The following is a 23,575-nucleotide window of genomic DNA, read 5'->3' as shown; positions in this document are numbered from 1 at the left end:
GAGCTGATAAAAGATTCAGTTCCTTAATTTTTAGCATTTTATTATTTATAATAACCTATGAAAAAAATCAAAAAACTTCTTAAACCTTATTATCTATTTGCATTTTTTATCCCATTTTTTATCCTGTTTTTAACTTATTTTATAAATGGAATTTATTGGAAAAGTGACACTTCTCCACTTTTGGGAGATGGTTTTCATCAGTATGTCATTTTCGATGTTACTTTAAGAAATATTTTGCATGGTACAGACAGTATTTTTTACACGTTTACAAGTGGACTTGGATTAAATTTTTATGCTTTATCTAGCTATTATCTTGGAAGTTTTTTATCACCTTTAGTTTACTTTTTCAATTTAAAAAATATGCCAGATGCAGTATATTTATTTACTCTGATAAAGTTTGGTTTGATGGGATTGACTTGTTTCATAAGCATTAAAAATATATTCAAAAAAATTTGTCCTTATTATATTTTAATACTGTCAACATCCTATGCTTTAATGAGTTTTGCAGTTAGTCAACTTGAAATAAAAACTTGGTTAGATATTTTTATTATTATTCCACTAATTTTACTTGGTTTACACCAATTAATTGTTCAAAATAAACGTATTCTTTACTTTACATCTTTGTCAATTCTTTTCATTCAAAATTATTATTTTGGATACATGATGGTTCTCTTTCTTATTCTATGGTATATTGTTCAAATTTCATGGGATTTTAAAACTAGGATTAAATCTTTCCTGGACTTTACAATTGTATCAATTTTAGCTGGGATAACGAGTCTTATCATGATTTTACCAACTTTTCTAGACTTAAAAACTCATGGTGAAAAATTAACAAAAGTGACAACCTTACTGACTGAAAAAAGTTGGTATTTAGATATTTTTGCCAAAAACTTCATTGGAGCTTTTGACACAACTAAATATGGCTCTATTCCTATGATTTATGTTGGTCTCATTCCATTATTGTTAGCAGTTCTATTTTTTACATTACGATCTATTAAGTTTCACGTGAAACTTGCTTATTTTCTTTTAATTACAATTTTAGTAGCTAGCTTTTCTTTACAACCGTTAGATTTATTTTGGCAAGGTATGCATGCGCCAAATATGTTTCTACATCGTTATTCTTGGACATTTTCCATTGTCATTATCTTCTTAGCTGCAGAAAGTTTAGAACGTCTAAAGGAATTTAAACTAACAAATATTCTAGTTAGTTTTTCTATCTTAGGATTTGGGTTTATTTCTACTTTTATTTTTAAGAAACATTACAAATTTTTAGGTTCCGTTAATTTTATCTTAACATTAGAGTTTTTAGTCGCCTATCTTTTAATTTTTTGGGCTTATACAAAAAAATATATCCCTTCTAAAATATTTACAGTTTCTACTTTATTATTTGTTTGTTTTGAACTTAGTTTAAATAGCTTTTATCAAATGGAAGGAATTGCAAAGGAATGGATCTTTGCAAGTAGGAATGCTTATGAACAAGATTTAACATCTATTGATTCACTCGTTAAATATAGTAAAAAGAAAAACTTAAATTTCTTTAGAACCGAAAAATTGTCTATTCAAACTGGAAATGACAGCATGAAGTACAATTATAATGGTATCTCTCAATTTTCTTCTGTTCGTAATACTGCAGCTAGTTCTATTCTTGATAAACTCGGTTTCAAATCATCTGGAACGAATTTAAATTTACGTTATCAAAATAATAGTATTATTATGGATAGCTTATTAGGAGTAAAATATAATATTTCAACAAATAATCCTCAGAAATATGGTTTTTCGTCTATTAAGACTAAAGATAATTTAACACTCTATGAAAATAGAAATGCTAATTCACTAGCATTTCTAACAAATTCAATTTACAAAGATGTAAAGTTTAATCATTTAACGTTAGATAATCAAACTCGTTTTCTCAATCAACTTTCTGGATTAAATTTAAAATACTATCACCGATTAACTCCTACAAGTAATCATAATGTTAAACAGGTTGGAAATAGAATAGTTGCAGAAGTAGATAAAAATGGTCATGATTCTTTTGCCAGTGTCTCTTATACTTTAGAAGTTCCAGCAAATAGTCAAGTTTATTTAACTTTACCAAACTTAACTTTCTCAAATGACAACCAAAAATCAGTTGACATAACTGTAAACAACAATCAAAAAATGCATTATAGTACTAATAATGTCTTTCCTTTTTTTAATCTTGGATACTTTAATCACAAGCAAACCATAACTGTAAAAGTAACTTTTCCAGATAATTCAAAAGTTTCGTTTGATAGTCCTGAATTTTATACTCTTGATACAAATCGTTTTCAACAAGCAATAAACAAGATTCAACAACAAAAAGTATCAGTAACAACAAAATATAATACAATAACAGCATATTATCAAGCTCAACGAAATAGTTCTTTATTCTTCACCATTCCTTATGATAAAGGTTGGTCTGCAACGCAAAATGGGAAAACAATCAAAATTTCAAGAGCACAAAATGGCTTTATGAAGGTTAATGTAAAAAAAGGAGAGGGAAAAATTAAATTGACATTTATCCCGAATGGTCTTAAAGATGGTAGTATAGCATTTTTATCTGGAATCTCGTTCTTTATTATTTATAATAAGATACGAAAGAAAAATTGTTATAATTAAAAACCCAAACTGTCTTTTTGCTCAGTTTGGGTTTTATTATATCTTGATAATATAAAAAAGCACCCTTTATGAATGCTTAGTAGCTCCGGCAGTAGGACTCGAACCTACGACATCATGATTAACAGTCATGCGCTACTACCAACTGAGCTATGCCGGATAATATAGTCCGTACGGGATTCGAACCCGTGTTACCGCCGTGAAAAGGCGGTGTCTTAACCCCTTGACCAACGGACCATATATGTTCTTTAACAGAACATATACTATTATACCAGTTTGGAAAACTTTGTCAATAGTTTTTATTTAAAAATTTAGTTTTTACTCATCCTTTTGATTCCTCTAAAATGGATTTCAACTTTCCAATTTTCATTCGAGTAATCGGACAACGGTGATCTTCATAAAAAATAATTTCTCTTGTTTTTTTATCATAACCTTTAATATTCCCAATATTAACTAGATAAGATTTATGAGGTGAAAAGAAGCGCTGTGTTTTCTCGTCTTTTTCCTGAATATCTGCAATCGTACCATAAAATTCTTTAAAAAAGTTTTTACCAACAATTCTTAATTTATGAGAAGAACCTGTCGTTTCAATATATAAAATATCATTAAAAGGCATTCTAACTTCGCCACCACGGAAACTATATTCAAAATAATCAACCATATCTTTATTTTCAATCAACGTTGCTTTTGTATATTCAATACTGTCTTTTATATGTTTTTTAAAAGCAGCATCATTCAAATTTTTATCAACAAAATCCAATGCAGATACTTTATATTTAAACGTCATAGTAGCAAATTCTGATTTTGTTGTAACAAAAACAATAATGGCATAAGGATTGTGATGCCGTATAAATTTGGCTATTTCTAACCCTTTTGTTTCTTCACCTTTAATATCAATATCTAAAAAATATAATTGATTTACTTCATCGTTTTCAATATATTCTTTAAATTCTCTTACTTTTCCAGTTATTTTAACTTTTATCGTAATCCCCATTTCCTTAGCTATTTCTGCCAATGTTGTTTCCATTCTAACTTGATGTGTAATTTCATCTTCTAATATTAGTACTTTCATTATAAACCTTCTTTCCTTACTCTCATTACTTGTGTAAAATATTCATCCTCAATGTTTGTATCAAGAATAATTCCTTCATAGTTATTAATAATTTCTTTGATATTGCTTAAACCTAAACCTCGTCCCTCGCCCTTTGTTGAAAAATCGGTTTGATAAATCATTTCTAAGTCTAGTTGTCTTTTTTTACGTGAATTTTGAATGACTAAGATAGTTTCTGTATCCAAATCTACCAAAGAAACATTCATTGTTTTTTGATAACTTTCTGCCGATCCTTCTATTGCATTATTTAAAAGAACACTTGTCATTCTAACTAGATCTAATAATTTAATCGGCAAAGGCTTGACAAAATCTTTTACTTCAAATGTTAATTCTATATTATAATCACGTGCCTTAAACAAGGTTTGTATCATAACGCTTCTAAGCGCTGAATCCCCAATGTTATTTAAATCAAAATAAGTATATTTATCTGAACGAAGTTGTAAATTAGCATTTACTAGTACTTCCTGATAAATTCGTTCTACTTCTCTTATATTACCTGTATGAATGGCAGATTGGAAACTTGCCAACATCCCACCATAATCGTGACGAAAACCTCGAATTTCATTGTAAAGACTCACAATTTCATCTGTATACTTTTGTAGTTGTAGCTGTTCTCGTTCTTTTTGTTTAATTTGCTCCTCTTTTTCATATTTTTCGCGAATAGATTGTAAGTAGAATAAAATTGACATAAACATTAAAAAGCAAATTGTAGCAATCATACTAGAAAAACTATTTAAACTTTTCATATTGCTAAGCCAATGCGATATATTTAATAAAAAATGAATGAATAATAGATAAAAATTTAACTGTACAATCTTATCTTTGAAATCAACCTTTTTAAAATATTTAAAATTAAACTTAAAATAATCAATTGCTTTTAAAATGAAAACTAAAGAAATAATATTAATAAAAATATAGAACAATCCCCAATATCTATCAACAAACTTATCACCTGTAACAGAAGAAATAATAACTGAAAAGAAGGTTTCAGAACCTGATACAGCTAAAGATAAAAATAGTGCTAAAAATAAAGACGAATGTTTTTTAACTTTTTTTACTTTAACAAAGTATAAATAAAAAAATAATGGTTGAATAAAAAACATTATATATCTAACCGAATAATGTATTATTGTAGTAAAATCAGTCAAAAATACAATTCCTAAACATAATAAAGTAAAGTGAATATTCACTTTATTCACTCTACTTATCTTCTTATAACAATATACAACAGAAACAGCTTCTATAATTGAGAATATAATCCAATGTATAAATTCTATTTTCACTATACTTACTCCTAAATATTTATTTACCAAAAAGTTTAGAAAAATCAAATCCCATTCTTATTCGACTATCTCCACCAACAATTTTATTTAACTGTTCATCAGTAAGTTCTTTAAATGATTCAACTTCCACTTTAGTTATTTCCTTTTTGCTAAAAATTTTTTTCATAAATTCTCCTTAATGTTTGTTTTTTGTAAGAAATCTTACAAAGTAATTATACAAAATTTTTAAAACCAAATTAAAAAAATCTCTAAACGATACATTTTTACATCTCAAAAGACTTTTTACACAGATATAGAAAAAGGCACGCTTCTCTCGTGCCTTTAAACTTATATGATCCCAGCAGGATTCGAACCTGCGACCGTTCGCTTAGAAGGCGAATGCTCTATCCAGCTGAGCTATGAGACCAATGCTTTATCATTTTAACAAAAAAAGTCCACAACGTCAAGATTACTTATGATAAGGACTTCCTTGTTGAATCATAAATGCTCGATAAATTTGTTCTACTAAAACTAATCGCATCAATTGATGAGGAAGAGTCAATTTTCCAAAACTCATCAATAGATTAGCTCTTTTTTTAACAGTATTAGATAAGCCAAGGCTTCCTCCAATCACAAAAGTAATATTTGAAATTCCACGAATGGTTATATCACTCAATATCTTACTAAATTCTTCTGACGGAAATTGTTGACCTTCAATAGCTAAAGCAATCACAAATTCCTTATCAGTTATTTTCGATAAAATACGATTCCCTTCTTTCTCCAGAATTTGCTGATTTTCTAAGTGACTTGCTTTATCAGGTGTTTTTTCATCTGAAAGTTCAATCAACTCAAATTTAGTAAAATGTTTTAAGCGTTTTGCATACTCTGCAATCCCATCTTTAAGATATTTTTCTTTTAATTTTCCAACAGTTACAAGTTTTATTTTCATATTTCTATTCTATCATATCCACAGTTATTTCACATCTTATTCACAAGATAAAACTTTAAATTTTCTTTCAAAAACCTTATAAATTACTAAGAAAGTCACAGATTTTAAAAGTTATCCACAAATTGTGGATAAGGTTAAACATTTAAGTTATAATTAAGATAAATTATTTATACTTTCAGTAATTGAAATAACTAGGAGGAAGATATGAAAAATTCTTCAAATTTTACAAAAAAATTATTATGGCTTTTCATGGTCTTAGCTATAGGTTTTATTGGTGGTTTATTTGGAAACTTAACCTCATCAAAATTATCAACAAATAGTTCTACAACAACTAAGGTTAACAAAGTTACTACTGCTTATAAAAATACAAATTCTACAACACAAGCTGTAAGCAAAGTAAAGGATGCAGTTGTATCTGTTATTACCTATGCTAATAATAATTCTCAAAATAGTGTTTTTGGAAATGATGATTCAAATACTAATAACGATAATTCTCAACAAGTGGCTAGTGAAGGATCTGGGGTTATTTATAAAAAAGACGGAAAATACGCCTACTTAGTGACCAATACCCATGTTATTAATGGTGCTAAAAAAGTTGATATTCGTTTGGCTGATGGGAATAAAGTTCCTGGAGAAATTATAGGTTCAGATACTTATTCTGATATCTCTGTTGTTCGTATTAGTGCTGATAAAGTAAAAACAGTTGCTGAGTTTGGAGATTCTAGTAAATTAACTGTTGGTGAAACAGCTATTGCGATTGGAAGTCCACTCGGATCAAATTATGCTAATACTGTGACACAAGGAATTATTTCTAGCTTAAATCGTAATGTGTCTTTAAAATCTGAAAGCGGTCAAACTATTTCAACACAAGCTATCCAAACTGATACAGCTATCAATCCAGGGAATTCTGGTGGTCCACTTGTAAATATCCAAGGACAAGTAATTGGTATTACTTCAAGTAAAATTGCTAGCAACGGTGGAACTTCTGTTGAGGGATTAGGTTTTGCCATTCCATCTAATGATGTTATTAATATTATCAATCAATTAGAAGCAAACGGAACTGTTACACGACCAGCTCTAGGAATCCAAATGATCGACATCACTAATCTGTCTAATTCAGATTTATCACGCTTAAAACTCCCATCCAAAGTAACTAGTGGGGTTGTTGTACGTTCAGCTCAAGCTGGGATGCCTGCAGCAGGAAAGCTTCAAAAATATGATGTTATTACAAAAGTAGATGGCAAAGACATTTCCTCAGTAAGTGATTTACAATCTGCTTTATACAAACATTCAATTGGTGATGATATAAAAATTACATTTTATCGTAATGGAAAAGAAACAACAACTACTATTAAGCTGACAAAATCTACAAAAGATTTAGATTCAAATAATTGACACTTTATTAACACATCTTTACAGAATTGTAAAGGTGTGTTATTCTATATAAACATGGAAAAATATCAATATATTACACTCAATGACATCCAAACAAATCCTTATCAACCAAGAAAAGAATTTTCAGAAGAAAAAATTGCTGAACTTGCTAATTCTATAAAAGAACATGGGATTATTCAGCCCATCATTGTACGAAAATCTCCAATAATTGGTTATGAATTATTAGCTGGTGAAAGGCGTTTTAGAGCTGCTAAATTAGCAGGCTTAACTAATATACCAGCTATTATAAAAGAAGTAACAGATGATGAAATGATGAAGCAAGCCATTATTGAAAATTTACAACGAGAAGACTTAAATCCTATAGAAGAAGCACAATCTTATCAATATTTAATTGACAAAGGGTTGACACACAAAGAAATCGCTCAAACAATGGGAAAATCACGTCCTTATATTACAAATTCTGTCCGTTTATTAAACTTACCTCTTAATATTATGGAAGCGATAAAAGAAGGAAGAATTTCTCAAGGACATGCTCGTTTACTTATCAACTTATCAGAAAAAGAGCAAAATCAGTGGTTCACTAAAATCCTATCTCAAGAACTTTCAGTTCGACAGCTAGAAAAACAATTGCATCCACATCAAAAAAAGACTTCAGCAAAAAACAAGTACCAACTTTTTCTCAAAGAAGAAGAAAACAGATTAAAAAAGATATTCGGTACAGAAATCTCACTCCAATTTTCTAAGCAATCGCAATCTGGAAAAATCTGTATTCACTTTTCAAGTCAAGAAGAATATCAAAGAATTATTGACAGCTTTAAATAAGGCTGTTAATTTTATTTTTTAAACTCACAGGATTATCCACTATTATTTTATAAGAAAATCTTGATAAATCACAGGAAAATTGTTTTATTCACAACCTGTGGAAAACTTGAAAGAACAATGTGAATTTATTTCCACAGATTGTGGAAAACTTTTACAGTTTATGGTAAAATATTTTTTATAGATTATTAAAAGAAGACAAAAAAACTGAATTAGCAAAGAAGGTTTTCTATGGCACAAGAAACTAGTTTTTGGGCGCGTGTTTTAGAATTAGCTCAAAAACAAATCAAAAAAAATACGTATGATTATTTCGTTGCAGGAGCTCGATTAATTAAAGTTGAAAATTTTCAAGCTACTATACTTCTCGATAGTACAGTCAAACAATTATTTTGGGAACAAAATTTAGCAGATGTTATCATTACTGCAGGTTTTGAAGTGTACAATAATCAAATTACAATGCATTATATCTTTCAAGAAGAGAAGGATGAGGTTAATCAGTCAACAAATACAAATCATTCAGTAATTACACTAAGCCTTCCTCCTATTGAAACTGGTTTAAAAACAAAATATACATTTGATAATTTTGTTCAAGGTGATGGAAATGTTTGGGCACTATCAGCTGCACTTGCTGTTTCTGAAAATTTGGCAACAACTTATAATCCGTTATTTATTTATGGTGGTCCAGGCTTAGGAAAAACCCATTTATTAAACGCAATTGGAAATCAAATTTTAGAAAATATACCAGATGCCAGAGTAAAATACATTCCTGCTGAGACTTTTATCAACGACTTTTTAGAACACCTTCGATTAGGTGAAATGGAAAGCTTTAAGAGAACTTATCGAAGCCTTGATCTCTTATTGATTGATGATATTCAATCTTTAGGAGGAAAGAAAGTTTCCACTCAAGAAGAATTTTTTAATACTTTTAATGCTTTGCATGGAGATAATAAACAAATTGTACTAACAAGTGACCGTAGTCCTGATCATCTGGACAATCTTGAAGAACGTTTAGTCACGCGCTTTAAATGGGGATTAACTCAAAATATTACCCCACCAGATTTCGAAACAAGAGTTGCCATTTTACGCAATAAAATAGAAGATTTAGACTATATTTTTCCAAATGATACTTTGGAATACTTAGCAGGTCAATTTGATTCAAATGTTCGAGATTTAGAAGGTGCCTTAAATGATATTTCTCTCATGGCCAGAGTGAAAAATCTTAAAGAAATTACAATTGATGTTGCTGCTGAAGCTATTCGAGCTCGAAAACAAGATGCAAGTCAAATGTTAGTTATTCCAATTGATAAAATCCAAACAGAAGTTGGAAATTTCTATGGCGTTAGCGTTAAAGAAATGAAAGGAAGTCGTCGTATTCAAAATATTGTTCTTGCTAGACAAGTAGCTATGTATCTTGCTCGTGAGTTAACTGATAATAGCCTTCCAAAAATTGGAAGAGAATTTGGTGGCAAAGATCATACAACAGTTATACATGCTCATGGAAAAATTAAAACAATGCTCGAAACAGATGATAATCTTCGCTTAGAAATAGAAAATATAAAGAATAAAATCAAATAATTGTGTATAATTGTAGAAAAAGAGTTAAAGTTATTCACAATTTATAAACAAGTTTATTTCTGCATTCGAACACTAATTTGAAAACTTTTCCACAAGTTTCACACAAACTACTATTACTACTAACTTAATAATCATAAAATAATAAAAGGAGTTTCTATGATTAACTTTTCAATCAATAAAAATTTATTTTTACAAGCTTTAAATACCACCAAGCGGGCTATTAGTCACAAAAATGCTATACCAATTCTTTCTACAGTAAAAATTGATGTCACAAATGAAGGGATTACATTGATTGGCTCTAATGGTCAAATCTCTATTGAAAATTTTATTTCAATTAAAAACGAAAATGCAGGGCTTTTAGTAACTTCTTCGGGCTCTATTTTACTTGAAGCAACTTTTTTCATCAATGTAGTATCAAGTCTTCCTGATATAACACTTGATTTTAAAGAAATTGATCAAAAGCAGATTGTTCTAACAAGTGGAAAATCAGAAATCACTTTAAAAGGAAAAGATGCAGATCAATATCCTCGTATTCAAGAAATTTCAGCAAGTAATCCCTTGGTTCTTGAAACAAGTGTTCTTAAAAATATCATTAATGAGACAGCTTTTGCGGCTAGTACACAAGAAAGTCGTCCGATTTTAACAGGAGTTCATTTTGTCTTAACAGAAAATAAAAATTTAAAGACAGTTGCAACAGATTCTCATCGGATGAGTCAAAAGCAAATTATTTTAGAAAAAAATGGAGATAACTTTGATGTTGTTATTCCTAGTCGTTCTTTACGTGAATTTTCAGCCGTTTTTACGGATGATATTGAAACAGTAGAAATTTACTTCACAAATAATCAATTGCTCTTTAGAAGTGAAAATATTAGCTTTTATACACGGCTTCTTGAAGGAAACTATCCTGATACCGATCGTTTAATTCCAACTGATTTTAATAACATAATTACTTTTGATACTAACAATCTTCGTTATGCAATGGAACGTGCACGTCTTCTTTCAAATGCGACTCAAAATGGAACAGTAAAATTAGAAATTATAAATGGTGTAGTTAGTGCACATGTTAACTCCCCTGAAGTTGGACGTGTGAATGAAGAAATTGATACTGAAAGTATTTCAGGTCAAGATTTAACCATTAGTTTCAATCCAACTTATTTAATTGATTCTTTAAAAGCTATTGACAGTGAAAAAGTTACAATCAGCTTTATTTCAGCTGTTCGCCCATTCACTTTGGTACCAAATGATGACACAGAAAACTTTATTCAATTGATTACACCAGTGAGAACAAATTAATGTATAATGTAGGAAATTTTGTTGAAATGAAAAAACCACATGCTTGTATCATTAAATCCACAGGCAAAAAAGCAAATCGTTGGGAAATTATTCGAGTAGGTGCAGATATTAAAATTCGCTGTACAAATTGTCAACATATTGTGATGATGAGCCGATATGATTTTAGACGAAAATTGAAAAAAGTTCTAGGAAATTAATTTCCTAGAACTTTTTTCATAATTATGTGACTTTCAGTCCGTCTCGCTCCGTAAGGTGCAAGACAAATAAACCACCCGTTTTGATTTTATTTTAATTTTTCAAATTTACCATCTGTAACTTCTTTAAAACCTTTACTTGTTAAGAACTTTTTACTAGCTTTCATGCTAACTTTTTTAGATTTTCTTGTATTTTTATCTGTGTACATTCCAGGTAAGTTTACTAATTTATCAAAGTCTACTTTATTGAAGTTAATTTCTAAACTTTCTCTAACTCCTTTATCTTCATAAACAACTTTTTCTTTAATCCCCTTAATATTTTGATACATTTGTGAAGCTTTATCAATTCTATCTTTAACATCTTCTTTTTTAGTAGCTCCTAATGTTTTATAAGACCAAAATGAATCAGTAGTTTGTTTTGTGACAATATCTCCTTTATAATAATAAGTTAATCGTAAGTCATATTGTAAATTTTGATCAATTCTTTGGAATGACATTGTTTTTTCTTGGGCTCCACATGCTCCAAGGATAATTAGTGAAACAATTGTAACAAAGCCAAGTAACAATTGTTTAAAATAACTTTTTTTCATGGTATTTACCTCCTATAGCTTAATAAAATTATAATATTTTTATGAGGTAAATGCAATATTTTATTAAAATGATTAAGTTGTAAGTCAAATGGCTGTAAATATGGTATAATGATTTATTGAATTGAAAAGATGAAAGGAAGCGCGAAATGGCTTTAACAGCAGGAATTGTGGGATTGCCTAATGTTGGAAAATCCACTTTATTTAATGCAATTACAAAAGCGGGAGCAGAAGCAGCTAACTATCCCTTTGCGACGATAGACCCTAATGTTGGTATGGTTGAAGTACCAGATGTCCGTTTACAGAAGTTGACAGAACTTATTGTTCCTAAAAAGACTGTACCAACAACTTTTGAGTTTACAGATATTGCAGGAATTGTAAAAGGTGCTTCAAAAGGAGAAGGTCTTGGAAATAAATTTTTAGCTAATATTCGTGAAGTAGATGCCATCGTTCATGTGGTTCGGGCTTTTGATGATGAAAATGTTATGCGGGAACAAGGACGTGAGTCAAATTTTGTTGACCCAATGGCTGATATTGAAACGATTAATCTTGAGCTGATTTTAGCAGATTTAGAAAGTATCAACAAACGCTATGCACGTGTGGAAAAAGTTGCTCGAACCCAAAAAGATAAAGATTCAGTAGCTGAATTTCATGTTTTGCAAAAAATTAAACCAGTTTTAGAAAATGGTTTATCAGCGCGTACCATTGAATTTGATGAAGAAGAACAAAAAATTGTCAAAAAATTATTTTTATTGACTACAAAACCAGTGCTTTATGTTGCGAATGTTGGTGAAGACGAGGTAGCAGATCCGGATAATATTGAGTATGTTCAACAAATTCGCGAGTTTGCAGCAACTGAAAATGCAGAGGTAGTTGTTATATCTGCGCGTGCTGAAGAAGAAATTTCTGAGCTAGATGATGAAGATAAAGTTGAATTTCTTGAAGCAATGGGCTTGAATGAATCTGGGGTTGACAAATTAACCAGAGCAGCTTATCATTTATTAGGACTTGGAACTTATTTTACAGCAGGAGAAAAGGAAGTTCGAGCTTGGACATTTAGACGTGGCATGAAAGCACCACAAGCAGCTGGAATTATTCACTCAGACTTTGAAAAAGGCTTCATCCGTGCTGTAACCATGTCTTATGATGATTTAGTGAAATATGGCAGTGAAAAAGCAGTCAAAGAAGCAGGACGACTGCGTGAAGAAGGAAAAGAATATATCGTTCAAGATGGCGATATTATGGAATTTAGATTTAATGTGTAAAGCATTGTAAATTAAATATAAACAAGGTTGGAAAAACTTTTCCAGCCCTTTTGGTCTTTTTAGAGGTAAAAAATGGTAAAGATGATTGTAGGATTAGGAAATCCTGGAGAAAAATATTTTGAAACAAGACATAATGTCGGATTTATGCTCGTTGACAAAATGTGTAAAGAACAAAGTTTAAAGTTTACAACTGATAAAATTTTTCAAGCAGAACTAGCTTCTACCTTTTTTAATGGTGAGAAAGTGTATTTTGTAAAACCGACAACTTTTATGAATGAGAGTGGAAGGGCTGTTCATGCTCTTTTATCCTATTATGGATTAGATATTGAGGATTTAGTAGTTATCTACGATGATTTAGATATGGAAGTAGGAAAAATACGACTTAGGACGAAAGGATCTGCTGGTGGGCATAATGGCATAAAATCAATTATTAAACATATTGGAACTCAAGAATTTAAACGAATTAAAATTGGTATTGGTCGTCCCAAAAATAATATGACAATTATTCACCATGTGCTAGGAAAATTTGCAAAAGAAGATTATGCTATAATTTTAAATACACTTGACAAGGTTGACGATGCTGTAAAGTATTATTTACAGTCTAATGATTTTGAACAAACAATGCAACAATACAATGGATAAAAAATGGATATTATTGAGTTTTTTAATCAAAATAAACAAATAGCTGATTGGCAAAAAAATCTAAATAAATCAACTCGACAACTATTGATGGGATTGTCATCTTCAAGTAAGGCTATCACCATGGCCTCTTGTGTAGAGGAGAATCATAAAATTCTGATTTTAACGTCTAGTTATAGTGAAGCGGAGAAACTTTCTAGTGATTTGATTGGATTGTTGGGAGAGGAAAAAGTATATACATTTCTTGCAGATGATACTCCATTAGCTGAGTTTGTCTTCTCTTCTCAAGAAAAGATTTTTGCTCGTCTAGAAGCTCTAGATTTCTTATTAGATTCTCAACAATCAGGATTTTTGATAGTTAATGTGGCAGCTAGTCAACTATTTTTACCCAATCCTGTTAATTTCAATTCAGCTTATATTGATTTAAAAATAGGGCAAGAATATGAGTTGAAAGATTTGATTTCTCAATTGCTAAATTCAGGTTATAAGCAAGTATCACAAGTATTGAAACAAGGGGAGTTTAGTCTTCGTGGTGATATTTTAGATATTTTTGAGCGTTCTAGTCAAATGCCTTTTCGGGTTGAATTTTTTGGTGATGAAGTCGATGGTATTCGTCTATTTAATCCTGAAAATCAAATTTCTATTCAAAATGTAGAACATGTGTGTGTTCATCCTGCTACAGATATCATATTTACTAAAGCAGATTATAAAAGTGCACAGAAAAAAATAGAAAATCTTATAGAAAAAACTGTAGATTTAACGTTGAAATCCTATTTAGAGGAAGTTTTAGCTAATATAAAAGAACAAACTCAACATGCTGATATTAGAAAATTATTGTCTTATTTTTATCAAAATGAATGGACAATTCTTGATTATCTTCCAAAATATAGCCCAATTTTCTTTGATGACTTTCAAAAAATCATGAATAAACATGCTCAGTTTCAATTAGAAGCAGCAAATTTATTGACAGAAGATTTACAAAATAGTAAAGCTGTTGGAAATCAATCTTATTTTGCAGATACATATTCAATATTTAGAAAGTATAAACCTGCTACCTTATTTTCAAATTTTCATAAGGGACTGGGAAATTTGAAATTTAATTCTCTTTATCAGTTCAATCAGTATCCTATGCAGGAATTTTTTAGTCAATTTCAGCTTTTGAAAGAAGAGATTAGTCGATATAAAAAATCTAACTACACGGTCATTATACAATCAAATTCTTTATTGACTTTACAAAGTTTACATAAAAATTTACAAGAATATGAAATTCCACTTGATTATGTTAATGATACTAAAATTCATAAACATGCTGTTCAATTAGTAGAAGGACGTTTAATTCAAGGATTTAATTTTGTAGACGAAAAAATTGTTTTAATCACTGAATATGATATTCTGCAAAAAAAAGTAAAACGAAAAGTTCGCAGGCAAAGTATTTCTAATGCTGAACGTTTGAAAAATTATAATGAGCTGGAAAAAGGAGATTATGTTGTTCATAACGTTCATGGAATTGGGCGATATTTAGGAATTGAGACGATTGAAATTTCAAGAATTCATCGTGATTATCTCACTATTCAATATCAAAATGCAGATCGTATTTCTATTCCTGTTGATCAGATTCAGCTTCTTTCTAAATATGTTGCGAGTGATGGTAAAGCGCCTAAAATCAATAAATTAAACGATGGACGTTTTCAAAAAACTAAACAGAGAGTACAACATCAAGTCGAAGACATTGCTGAGGATTTAATCAAACTTTACGCAGAGAGAAGTCAATTAAAGGGGTTTGCTTTTTCTAGTGATGATTCTTACCAGCAAGAATTTGATAATGATTTTCCTTACGTAGAAACAGAAGATCAGCTGCGTTCTATAAAAGAAGTTAAAAAAGACATGGAAAGTGATCATCCTATGGATCGTCTTTTAGTTGGGGACGTTGGTTTTGGGAAGACGGAAGTAGCTATGAGAGCTGCTTTTAAAGCAGTAAATGATCATAAACAAGTGGCAATTTTAGTTCCAACTACTGTTTTAGCTCAACAGCATTATACGAATTTTAAGGAACGTTTCAATGATTTTCCTATCAATATTGAAGTATTAAGTCGTTTTAAAAGTAAATCAGAACAAAAAACAATTTTAGAAAAACTAAAAAAAGGGCAGGTGGATATTATTATTGGAACGCATCGTCTCCTGTCAAAAGATATTGTATTTGCTGATTTAGGACTCATTGTTATTGATGAGGAACAACGTTTTGGAGTTAAGCATAAAGAAAAATTAAAAGAGTTGAAAACAAAAGTTGATGTTTTAACTTTGACAGCGACTCCTATTCCTCGTACACTCCATATGTCTATGTTAGGAATACGTGATTTATCAGTTATTGAAACTCCTCCAACAAATCGCTACCCAGTTCAAACCTATGTTTTAGAAAATAATGTAACAGTCATTAGAGATGCAGTTTTAAGAGAAATGGATCGAGGGGGGCAGATTTACTATCTTTACAATAAAGTTGACACAATGGAGCAAAAAGTTTCAGAATTGAAAGAACTGATTCCAGAGGCTTCTATTGGATATGTGCATGGTCAAATGAGTGAAATTCTTCTTGAAAGTACTTTACTTGATTTTATCAATGGGGAATATGATCTTCTAGTAACAACGACGATTATTGAAACTGGTGTTGATATTCCTAATGTTAATACTCTTTTTATTGAAAATGCAGATCACATGGGATTATCAACTTTATATCAATTGCGAGGGCGTATTGGTCGTAGCAATCGTATTGCATATGCTTATCTCATGTATCATCCTGACAAGTCTTTAACAGAAGTTTCTGAAAAACGTTTAGAAACTATAAAAGGTTTTACAGAATTGGGTTCTGGTTTTAAAATTGCTATGCGTGATTTATCCATTCGTGGTACAGGAAATATTTTAGGAAGTTCACAGTCTGGCTTTATTGATTCTGTTGGATTTGAAATGTATTCTCAATTGCTGGAGGAAGCTATTGCTAAGAGACAAGGAAAAGAGACAAAAAGGAAAAAAGGAAATGCTGAAATTAATTTACAAATTGATGCCTATCTTCCTAGTGATTATATTGCTGATGAAAGGCAAAAAATTGAAATTTACAAACGGATTCATGAGATTGACAGTCGTGTAAATTATGAAGAATTACAGAATGAGTTGATTGATCGTTTTGGAGAATATCCAGATGTTGTTGCCTTTCTATTGGAAACTGGTCTTATAAAATTTTATTTAGATCAAGTTTTTGTGCAACTCATTGAGAGAAAACAACAATCTGTAGTGGTTCGGTTTGAAAAAATTTCTCAACGTTTTTTCTTAATTCAAGATTATTTTGAAGCCCTTTCCGTAACAGATTTACAAGCAAGAATTTCAGAAAATAAAGGATTGATTGAAGTTATATTTAATGTAAAAAATAAAAAAGATTATAAAATTTTAGAAGAACTTCTGCAATTTTCTGAAAAATTAGTAGAAATTAAAAATCAAAAGAAAGATTGCTAACTTTACAATTCTGTAAAGTTTCACTTTCATCTATAATATTTTTTTAAAAAATGGTAAAATAATAAATTGAGGTAACTTTATGAGATTAGATAAATATTTGAAAGTATCCCGTATTATAAAACGTCGTCCTGTCGCTAAAGAAGTAGCCGATAAGGGAAGAATCAAAGTAAATGGAATTTTAGCTAAAAGTTCAGCAAATTTAAAAATCAATGATGAAATAGAGATTCGTTTTGGAAATAAAATTTTATTAGTCCGTGTTCTGGAAATGAAAGATAGCACGAAAAAAGAAGACGCCGCTAAAATGTATGACATTATAAAAGAAACAAAGGTAGAAGTAGATGGCTAGAAATATTATTCAATTAAATAATCGCTATATACGAGATGAAAATCAACATCGCCGTTATTTAGAGCAGGAAAGAAGAAAACAGAATCGCTTTATGGGTTGGGTATTGATTTTAGTCATCTTATTGTTTATTTTACCGACATTTAATTTGATTCAAAGTTATCAAAATTTACTAGAACGTCGATCACAATTGACACATTTGCAAAAGAAATATGAAGAAATAAGTAACGAAAAAGAATCTCAAAAAGCTTTTGCTAATAAATTAAAAGATGAAGAATATGCTGCTAAGTATGCACGCGCCAAATACTATTATTCTAAGCAAGGAGAACGTGTTTATACAATCCCAGGATTGTTGCCACAGTAAAAATGGAAAATTTATTACAAACAGTTGAACAATTTTTGGAGTTTTCAGATGAAAAATTAGAAGAGTTGTCCAAAAAGAATCAAGCTTTGAAATTAGAAGAGTTCAAAAAGGAAAGGGGAGATTATGCGTAAGTTATTATTTCTATTATTGTTGCCGGCATTTTTCACTGCAAACATAGTAGTAAGTACAGAACAAGATGTAGAACTGACTGCAAAGCAACAGTATGAAATCACTAGTACGATATACAGTAACTATTATACTGATCTTCCAACAAATCCAAATGTTTATGAGCAAATCCCAACTTATACATCATTAAAATTGGAAAAAGTAGCTGGGAATTTAACTCCGAATACATCAATTAAACTTTCTGAATTACAGGTCAATGAACAAGGTATTCCAGTATTTAAACTCGCTGATGGAAAATTCGTTCCTGCTGATAAACGAATGATTTATGATGATGTTGTTCAATCAAGCATAGCTGTTTCTCAAACAATGTGGCTCAAGCCGTCATTTGTAGTTTATAATCAAGCTTTTGTAAACGGAACAAAAGAAGTTAAGACAAATCTGCTACCTTATCATTCAGTGAAAATTACTCAACTGGCTGAGACAGCATCGGGAAAGTATGCTTATGTTGAAGGCAAAGGTTGGATTGATATGAAATATATGTCTGATACAGACAATCGTATGGATAAAGTTCAAGAAATTTTAAGAAGTAAGTACAATAAAACAGACTATTCTATCTATGTAAAACAACTAAATTCTGGAAAAACTGCTGGTATTAACCCAGACGTGGAAATGTATTCTGCTAGTGTAGCAAAACTTCTTATTCTTTATTATGCTCAGAAGCAATTAAATGAAGGAAAATATAGGCTATCCTCTGGTTTAAAATATATCCCTGCTGTAAATGACTATTCAGGTGCTTATGATACCGAAGGTAGTGGAAGCATTTCTAAAAAATCAGATAATAAGGACTACAGCATTCAAGATTTGATGAACCATATTGCAAAAGAATCAGATAATGCAGCTACAAATATTTTAGGATATTATATTACTAATCAATCAGACAGTACTTATCAAACAACAATTAAGCAAATTGCTGGGAAAAAGTGGGATGTGGAAAAACGCAATGCTTCAGCAAAGATGGCAGGAAATGTGATGGAAGCTATCTATGAACAAAATGGTGATATTATCAATGCATTATCGCAAACAAATTTTGATGAGCAGCGTATTTCTAAAAATATAAATGTAAAAGTTGCCCATAAAATTGGGGATGCTTATGATTTTAAGCATGATGTTGCTCTTGTTTATGCCAGCTCTCCTTTTGTTCTGTCTATTTTTACAAATCATTCTGATTATGATACCATTTCTCAAATAGCAGATGATATTTATGAGGTTTTGAAATGATGGAACAACGATTTTTTCAATTGGTGCAAAAAAAAGGCTATTTTAAATATCATAGAAGAATTTTACTTGCTATTTCTGGTGGACTAGACTCTATGACCTTGTTTGACTGGCTTTATAAGTATCGTGAAAAATTAGAAGTAGAAATTTTACTTGCTCATATTAATCATGGAGTGAGAAAAGAATCTGATTTTGAGGAAGAAGAACTAAAAAAAATAGCAAAGAAACTTGGTGTAAAGATTTTTACATCGAGTTTTTCTGGTCCATTTTCAGAACAAAAAGCACGTGACTTTCGGTATACTTTTTTCAAAAAAATCATGAAAGAGGAACAATGTACGGCATTAGTAACAGCACATCATGCTGATGATCAAGCAGAAACAATTTTTATGAGAATTTTGCGTGGTAGTCGTTTATTTCATATTTCAGGAATAAAGGAAAAACAAAGATTTGGGAATGGAGAATTGATAAGACCATTGCTGTCTTTTCAAAAATCAGATTTCCCTACTATTTTTCACTTTGAAGATTGGACAAATCAAGAAAATCATTACTTGCGCAATCGGATTCGAAACGATTATTTCCCAATTTTGGAAAAAGAAAATCCACAACTAAAAAAACATTTAATAGAATTGGGAATAGAGATTTCTCAAATGCAAGATGCATTAGTATATTTAACGAAGAATATTGAATTAACAAATGTAAAGGAATTCCAATACCAACCCTATTGTGTACAAAGTTTTTTACTACAGACTTATTTAAAGAAATTTCCTGATTTACAGATAAGTAAAGCACAGTTTTCTGATATTTTAACAATCTTAAACAAACATTCTAATTATCAACAACTACTTAAAGCGGATTATGAGCTATATAAAAATTATGATTATTTTGAGATTCGTAAAATCAGTCCACAGTCTGATTTAAAAGTGGATTCAATTTTGTTAAAATATAACGATATTGTGGAATATGGTAATTATCGCTTTTCTTTTGGAAAAGAACTTCGTGGTACAGAAATTCAAGAAGTATTTGTTTCACGTGAAACAGAAATTATACTTCGACGCAGAAGAGAACAAGATAAAATATTCTTGAATCAACATTATAAAAAACTTCGTCGGTATTTTATTAATCAAAAAATTCCTATAGATCAAAGAAAAAATGCTATTATTATTGAGCAAAATGGAAAAATTTTAGCAATTGCTGGAATCGTAACAAGTGATTTGAGTAAGAGTCAAAAAAATGATATAATGTATAACAAACTTTATATACAAAATTTAGATAGGTAAAAGAGATGCTAGAACAAAACATTAAGAAAGTTTTGGTTTCACATGATGAGATCGTAACAGCAGCCCAAAAACTAGGGGCTCAATTAACTAGTGATTATGAGGGGCAAAATCCTATTTTTGTAGGAATTCTCAAGGGCTCTGTTCCTTTTATGGCAGAACTGATAAAGCATGTTGATACCCACATTGAAATGGATTTTATGTTAGTGTCAAGCTATCATGGCGGAACTGCTAGTAGTGGTGTGATTAATATCATAAAAGACATTGATCAAGATGTTACTGGACGTCATATTCTTTTTGTTGAGGATATTATCGATACAGGAAAAACATTGAAAAGTCTTTGTGAATTATTTAAAGAAAAAAAGGCTGCATCTGTTAAAATTGCCACACTTTTGGATAAGCCTGAAGGGCGAAAAGTTAATATTGAAGCAGATTACACATGCTTTACGATTCCAAATGAATTTGTAGTCGGTTATGGTCTTGATTTTGATGAAAATTATCGGAATCTTCCCTATGTAGGTGTTTTAAAAGAAGAAGTTTATACAAAATAAAAAGGTATATTGATAGATAGATGAAAAATAAACAAAATAATGGTTTTATAAAAAATCCTTTCTTATATATTTTAATTATTGTTGTTGTTATTACAGGTTTTCAGTATTTTTCAGCTGGAAGTTCTGTAGGTCGTAGTCAACAAATTAACTATACTGAGCTAGTTAAAGAAATTAAAAATGGAAATGTAAAGGATATTAGCTATCAACCAAATGGTAGTGTTATTGAAGTTGCAGGTACTTATAAGAAAGAAAAGAAAGTAAAAGATAACACGGGTATTCAGTTTTTTACTCCCTCTTCTACATCTGTAAGTCGCTTTACTAGTGTTATTTTGCCTTCAGATTTAACAGTATCTGAATTACAAAAATTAGCTTCAGCTAAGGGAACTGAAATCACTATTAAACGTGAAAGTTCAAGTGGTGTGTGGATTCAGGTGTTGACTACTCTGGTGCCATTTGCTATCTTTGCTTTCTTCCTGTTTTCTATGATGAACCAAGGCGGAGGCGGCGGAGCGCGTGGAGCTATGAGTTTTGGACGTAATAAAGCTCGTGCGACAAATAAAGAAGATATAAAGGTGCGCTTTTCTGATGTAGCAGGTGCGGAAGAAGAAAAACAAGAATTAGTTGAAGTTGTTGAATTTTTAAAAGATCCTAAACGTTATACAAAACTAGGGGCTCGTATACCAGCTGGTGTTCTTCTTGAAGGTCCTCCAGGAACTGGTAAAACCCTTCTTGCTAAAGCTGTTGCTGGAGAAGCAGGTGTTCCATTCTTTAGTATTTCAGGTTCCGATTTTGTTGAAATGTTTGTTGGTGTTGGTGCTAGCCGCGTTCGCTCACTTTTTGAAGATGCCAAAAAGGCAGCTCCAGCTATTATTTTTATTGATGAAATCGATGCTGTCGGTCGCCAACGTGGTGTTGGTCTTGGTGGAGGTAATGATGAACGTGAACAAACTCTTAACCAACTCTTGATTGAGATGGATGGTTTTGAGGGGAATGAAGGGATTATCGTCATAGCTGCTACTAACCGAAGTGACGTTTTGGATCCAGCTCTTTTGCGTCCTGGTCGTTTTGATCGTAAGGTTCTTGTTGGTCAACCAGATGTCAAAGGTCGCGAAGCGATTCTTCGTGTTCATGCTAGGAATAAACCCCTTGCCGAAGATGTAGATTTAAAACTGGTTGCTCAACAAACTCCTGGTTTTGTTGGTGCTGACTTGGAAAATGTCTTAAATGAAGCGGCTCTTGTTGCAGCACGTCGGAATAAAAAAGTTATTGATGCTTCTGATATTGATGAAGCAGAGGACCGAGTTATCGCAGGACCGTCCAAAAAAGATAAGACAGTTTCACAACGTGATCGTCAAATTGTTGCGTATCATGAAGCAGGACATACAATTGTTGGGCTTGTTTTATCAAATGCACGTGTTGTGCACAAGGTAACTATTGTACCTCGTGGTCGTGCAGGTGGTTACATGATCGCTCTCCCGAAAGAAGATCAAACTCTTTTATCTAAAGAAGATATGAAGGAACAACTTGCAGGATTGATGGGAGGACGTGTTGCTGAGGAAATTATTTTCAATGTCCAAACTACAGGTGCTTCAAATGACTTTGAGCAAGCTACACAAATGGCACGTGCGATGGTAACAGAGTATGGTATGAGTGAAAAACTCGGTCCAGTTCAATATGAAGGAAACCATGCAATGTTTGGTGCTGCAAGTCCACAAAAATCAATTTCCGAGCAGACTGCATATGAAATTGATGAGGAAGTGCGTAATTTGCTTAATGAAGCGCGCAACAAAGCAGCAGAAATTATCCAATCCAATCGTGAAAAGCATAAATTGATTGCAGAAGCTCTTCTTAAATACGAAACACTTGATAGTCATCAAATTAAATCATTGTATGAAACTGGCGAAATGCCTGATGAACCAAGTGTAAGTTCTTCGCATGCTTTGAGTTATGATGAAGTGAAATCCCAAATGGAAGAGCAAAAGCCAGAATAAGTTTAAAATACAAAAAAATGGCTCATTGTCAACTGTAGTAAGTTTGATATCAGTTAACATTAAGAGAGGACGAAGTTCGTCCTCTCTTGCATTATTGTCTCTTGCAAACCACTAGCTGTGCTAGTAGTTCCGGTTAGCTTTTATCGTGGTAAGAAAAGAACCTCCTAAAATGCTAAGATAGAAGTGGTTTCCCTGCCACTACTAACTATCACAAAAGAGGTAGTCCATGAGAGAGGCTAATGAAAGCTTATCACATACCAAGTGGAATTGTAATATCATATTGTTTTCGTCCCCCAAGTATCGTCGTCAGCTCATTTACGGTAGATACAAAGCAAGTATCGGAAGAATCATACGGGACTTATGTCGAAAAAGCGTGACCATCTATGAAGCCACGATGAAGAAACAGCAAAATATACTTCAACTACTG

Annotated in this window: 21 protein-coding genes, 3 tRNA genes and 1 pseudogene; 17 read left to right on the top strand and 8 right to left on the bottom strand. The window is 31.1% G+C overall.

What is annotated here, in order from left to right; translation table 11 throughout:
- Positions 1-57 precede the first annotated feature (57 nt).
- Positions 58-2,637, top strand: a complete 2,580-nt coding sequence (locus HMPREF2963_RS04250; protein WP_070668909.1) for a YfhO family protein — start codon at positions 58-60, stop codon at positions 2,635-2,637.
- A gap of 83 nt (positions 2,638-2,720) precedes the next feature.
- Here the strand turns inward: HMPREF2963_RS04250 and HMPREF2963_RS04245 are convergent.
- The 7 genes from HMPREF2963_RS04245 to rlmH all read right to left on the bottom strand — a co-directional run bounded on the left by HMPREF2963_RS04245 (position 2,721) and on the right by rlmH (position 5,956).
- Positions 2,721-2,794: transfer RNA gene (locus HMPREF2963_RS04245), tRNA-Asn, on the bottom strand.
- Between the two features lie 5 nt (positions 2,795-2,799).
- Positions 2,800-2,871: transfer RNA gene (locus HMPREF2963_RS04240), tRNA-Glu, on the bottom strand.
- A gap of 85 nt (positions 2,872-2,956) precedes the next feature.
- Positions 2,957-3,706 carry a competence system response regulator transcription factor ComE gene (comE, locus tag HMPREF2963_RS04235; protein WP_039677734.1) on the bottom strand — a complete coding sequence of 250 codons (750 nt, stop codon included), beginning with the start codon at positions 3,704-3,706 and terminating at the stop codon, positions 2,957-2,959.
- Positions 3,706-5,028 (bottom strand): sensor histidine kinase, encoded by a 1,323-nt coding sequence (locus HMPREF2963_RS04230; protein ID WP_222609648.1) that lies wholly within the window; start codon positions 5,026-5,028, stop codon positions 3,706-3,708. Before HMPREF2963_RS04230 ends, comE begins: the two co-directional genes overlap by 1 nt.
- 19 nt (positions 5,029-5,047) lie before the next feature.
- A complete protein-coding gene (locus HMPREF2963_RS09015) occupies positions 5,048-5,194 on the bottom strand; it encodes a ComC/BlpC family leader-containing pheromone/bacteriocin (RefSeq protein ID WP_006270349.1) in 147 nt (48 codons plus the stop codon).
- 166 nt (positions 5,195-5,360) lie between these two features.
- Positions 5,361-5,434 (bottom strand) — tRNA-Arg (locus HMPREF2963_RS04225).
- A 42-nt stretch (positions 5,435-5,476) separates the two neighbouring features.
- Positions 5,477-5,956, bottom strand: coding sequence for a 23S rRNA (pseudouridine(1915)-N(3))-methyltransferase RlmH (gene rlmH, locus HMPREF2963_RS04220; protein ID WP_003071655.1), 480 nt, complete (start codon positions 5,954-5,956; stop codon positions 5,477-5,479).
- A 204-nt stretch (positions 5,957-6,160) separates the two neighbouring features.
- Between rlmH and HMPREF2963_RS04215 the strand changes: the two genes are divergently transcribed.
- The 5 genes from HMPREF2963_RS04215 (at position 6,161) to HMPREF2963_RS04195 (ending at position 11,235) form a co-directional block, all read left to right on the top strand.
- On the top strand, positions 6,161-7,351 hold the full coding sequence (locus HMPREF2963_RS04215) for a serine protease HtrA (RefSeq protein WP_006270334.1): 1,191 nt from the start codon (positions 6,161-6,163) through the stop codon (positions 7,349-7,351).
- Between the two features lie 54 nt (positions 7,352-7,405).
- The gene (locus HMPREF2963_RS04210; RefSeq protein ID WP_003071657.1) at positions 7,406-8,173 is read left to right on the top strand and encodes a ParB/RepB/Spo0J family partition protein; all 768 of its coding nucleotides are present in this window, start codon (positions 7,406-7,408) and stop codon (positions 8,171-8,173) included.
- Positions 8,174-8,401: 228 nt separating this feature from the next.
- Complete coding sequence (gene dnaA, locus HMPREF2963_RS04205; protein WP_070668904.1) at positions 8,402-9,745, top strand: chromosomal replication initiator protein DnaA; 1,344 nt, start codon at positions 8,402-8,404, stop codon at positions 9,743-9,745.
- A 156-nt stretch (positions 9,746-9,901) separates the two neighbouring features.
- Positions 9,902-11,038: a DNA polymerase III subunit beta gene (gene dnaN, locus HMPREF2963_RS04200; protein WP_006268813.1), complete on the top strand. Its 1,137-nt coding sequence runs from the start codon at positions 9,902-9,904 to the stop codon at positions 11,036-11,038.
- A complete protein-coding gene (locus tag HMPREF2963_RS04195; RefSeq protein WP_070668901.1) occupies positions 11,038-11,235 on the top strand; it encodes a DUF951 domain-containing protein in 198 nt (65 codons plus the stop codon). The genes dnaN and HMPREF2963_RS04195 overlap by 1 nt, the downstream gene beginning before the upstream one ends.
- A gap of 86 nt (positions 11,236-11,321) precedes the next feature.
- On the opposite strand, the gene HMPREF2963_RS04190 is transcribed toward HMPREF2963_RS04195, so the two are convergent.
- On the bottom strand, positions 11,322-11,822 hold the full coding sequence (locus HMPREF2963_RS04190) for a YehR family lipoprotein (RefSeq protein ID WP_003071664.1): 501 nt from the start codon (positions 11,820-11,822) through the stop codon (positions 11,322-11,324).
- A gap of 146 nt (positions 11,823-11,968) precedes the next feature.
- Here HMPREF2963_RS04190 and ychF point away from each other — a divergent pair, with 146 nt between their 5' ends.
- From ychF to HMPREF2963_RS04140, 11 genes and pseudogenes are all read left to right on the top strand, one after another.
- Positions 11,969-13,084 (top strand): redox-regulated ATPase YchF, encoded by a 1,116-nt coding sequence (gene ychF / locus HMPREF2963_RS04185; protein ID WP_070668898.1) that lies wholly within the window; start codon positions 11,969-11,971, stop codon positions 13,082-13,084.
- 72 nt (positions 13,085-13,156) lie between these two features.
- The gene (gene pth / locus HMPREF2963_RS04180) at positions 13,157-13,726 is read left to right on the top strand and encodes an aminoacyl-tRNA hydrolase (RefSeq protein ID WP_070668895.1); all 570 of its coding nucleotides are present in this window, start codon (positions 13,157-13,159) and stop codon (positions 13,724-13,726) included.
- A gap of 3 nt (positions 13,727-13,729) precedes the next feature.
- Positions 13,730-17,224 (top strand): transcription-repair coupling factor, encoded by a 3,495-nt coding sequence (gene mfd, locus HMPREF2963_RS04175; protein ID WP_070668892.1) that lies wholly within the window; start codon positions 13,730-13,732, stop codon positions 17,222-17,224.
- A 79-nt stretch (positions 17,225-17,303) separates the two neighbouring features.
- Complete coding sequence (locus HMPREF2963_RS04170; RefSeq protein ID WP_049476378.1) at positions 17,304-17,570, top strand: RNA-binding S4 domain-containing protein; 267 nt, start codon at positions 17,304-17,306, stop codon at positions 17,568-17,570.
- Positions 17,563-17,931 carry a septum formation initiator family protein gene (locus tag HMPREF2963_RS04165; protein WP_003071674.1) on the top strand — a complete coding sequence of 123 codons (369 nt, stop codon included), beginning with the start codon at positions 17,563-17,565 and terminating at the stop codon, positions 17,929-17,931. The genes HMPREF2963_RS04170 and HMPREF2963_RS04165 overlap by 8 nt, the downstream gene beginning before the upstream one ends.
- Positions 17,932-17,933: 2 nt before the next feature.
- Positions 17,934-18,062, top strand: coding sequence for an SP_0009 family protein (locus tag HMPREF2963_RS09555; protein WP_006268873.1), 129 nt, complete (start codon positions 17,934-17,936; stop codon positions 18,060-18,062).
- Positions 18,055-19,335 (top strand): serine hydrolase, encoded by a 1,281-nt coding sequence (locus HMPREF2963_RS04160; protein ID WP_070668889.1) that lies wholly within the window; start codon positions 18,055-18,057, stop codon positions 19,333-19,335. The genes HMPREF2963_RS09555 and HMPREF2963_RS04160 overlap by 8 nt, the downstream gene beginning before the upstream one ends.
- Positions 19,332-20,609 (top strand): tRNA lysidine(34) synthetase TilS, encoded by a 1,278-nt coding sequence (gene tilS, locus HMPREF2963_RS04155; RefSeq protein ID WP_070668886.1) that lies wholly within the window; start codon positions 19,332-19,334, stop codon positions 20,607-20,609. The genes HMPREF2963_RS04160 and tilS overlap by 4 nt, the downstream gene beginning before the upstream one ends.
- A 5-nt stretch (positions 20,610-20,614) precedes the next feature.
- Positions 20,615-21,157: a hypoxanthine phosphoribosyltransferase gene (hpt, locus tag HMPREF2963_RS04150; RefSeq protein WP_003071680.1), complete on the top strand. Its 543-nt coding sequence runs from the start codon at positions 20,615-20,617 to the stop codon at positions 21,155-21,157.
- A 20-nt stretch (positions 21,158-21,177) separates the two neighbouring features.
- Complete coding sequence (gene ftsH / locus HMPREF2963_RS04145) at positions 21,178-23,148, top strand: ATP-dependent zinc metalloprotease FtsH (RefSeq protein ID WP_003071681.1); 1,971 nt, start codon at positions 21,178-21,180, stop codon at positions 23,146-23,148.
- 226 nt (positions 23,149-23,374) lie between these two features.
- Positions 23,375-23,575 (top strand): annotated as a pseudogene (locus HMPREF2963_RS04140) (hypothetical protein); the annotation flags it as partial.

The organism is Streptococcus sp. HMSC067A03 (genome assembly GCF_001814295.1).
Lineage (GTDB): Bacteria > Bacillota > Bacilli > Lactobacillales > Streptococcaceae > Streptococcus > Streptococcus constellatus.
Note: the sequence above shows the minus strand (reverse complement) of the source record. Positions and strands in the feature narration are given on the sequence as shown.

Bases quoted from the DNA above. Each gene is read 5' to 3' on its own strand.
- HMPREF2963_RS04250 (WP_070668909.1), top strand. From the start codon at position 58: ATGAAAAAAATCAAAAAACTTCTTAAACCTTATTATCTATTTGCATTT.
- comE (WP_039677734.1), bottom strand. From the start codon at position 3,706: ATGAAAGTACTAATATTAGAAGATGAAATTACACATCAAGTTAGAATG.
- HMPREF2963_RS09015 (WP_006270349.1), bottom strand. From the start codon at position 5,194: ATGAAAAAAATTTTTAGCAAAAAGGAAATAACTAAAGTGGAAGTTGAA.
- rlmH (WP_003071655.1), bottom strand. From the start codon at position 5,956: ATGAAAATAAAACTTGTAACTGTTGGAAAATTAAAAGAAAAATATCTT.
- HMPREF2963_RS04215 (WP_006270334.1), top strand. From the start codon at position 6,161: ATGAAAAATTCTTCAAATTTTACAAAAAAATTATTATGGCTTTTCATG.
- HMPREF2963_RS04210 (WP_003071657.1), top strand. From the start codon at position 7,406: ATGGAAAAATATCAATATATTACACTCAATGACATCCAAACAAATCCT.
- dnaA (WP_070668904.1), top strand. From the start codon at position 8,402: ATGGCACAAGAAACTAGTTTTTGGGCGCGTGTTTTAGAATTAGCTCAA.
- dnaN (WP_006268813.1), top strand. From the start codon at position 9,902: ATGATTAACTTTTCAATCAATAAAAATTTATTTTTACAAGCTTTAAAT.
- HMPREF2963_RS04195 (WP_070668901.1), top strand. From the start codon at position 11,038: ATGTATAATGTAGGAAATTTTGTTGAAATGAAAAAACCACATGCTTGT.
- HMPREF2963_RS04190 (WP_003071664.1), bottom strand. From the start codon at position 11,822: ATGAAAAAAAGTTATTTTAAACAATTGTTACTTGGCTTTGTTACAATT.
- ychF (WP_070668898.1), top strand. From the start codon at position 11,969: ATGGCTTTAACAGCAGGAATTGTGGGATTGCCTAATGTTGGAAAATCC.
- pth (WP_070668895.1), top strand. From the start codon at position 13,157: ATGGTAAAGATGATTGTAGGATTAGGAAATCCTGGAGAAAAATATTTT.
- mfd (WP_070668892.1), top strand. From the start codon at position 13,730: ATGGATATTATTGAGTTTTTTAATCAAAATAAACAAATAGCTGATTGG.
- HMPREF2963_RS04170 (WP_049476378.1), top strand. From the start codon at position 17,304: ATGAGATTAGATAAATATTTGAAAGTATCCCGTATTATAAAACGTCGT.
- HMPREF2963_RS04165 (WP_003071674.1), top strand. From the start codon at position 17,563: ATGGCTAGAAATATTATTCAATTAAATAATCGCTATATACGAGATGAA.
- HMPREF2963_RS09555 (WP_006268873.1), top strand. From the start codon at position 17,934: ATGGAAAATTTATTACAAACAGTTGAACAATTTTTGGAGTTTTCAGAT.
- HMPREF2963_RS04160 (WP_070668889.1), top strand. From the start codon at position 18,055: ATGCGTAAGTTATTATTTCTATTATTGTTGCCGGCATTTTTCACTGCA.
- tilS (WP_070668886.1), top strand. From the start codon at position 19,332: ATGATGGAACAACGATTTTTTCAATTGGTGCAAAAAAAAGGCTATTTT.
- hpt (WP_003071680.1), top strand. From the start codon at position 20,615: ATGCTAGAACAAAACATTAAGAAAGTTTTGGTTTCACATGATGAGATC.
- ftsH (WP_003071681.1), top strand. From the start codon at position 21,178: ATGAAAAATAAACAAAATAATGGTTTTATAAAAAATCCTTTCTTATAT.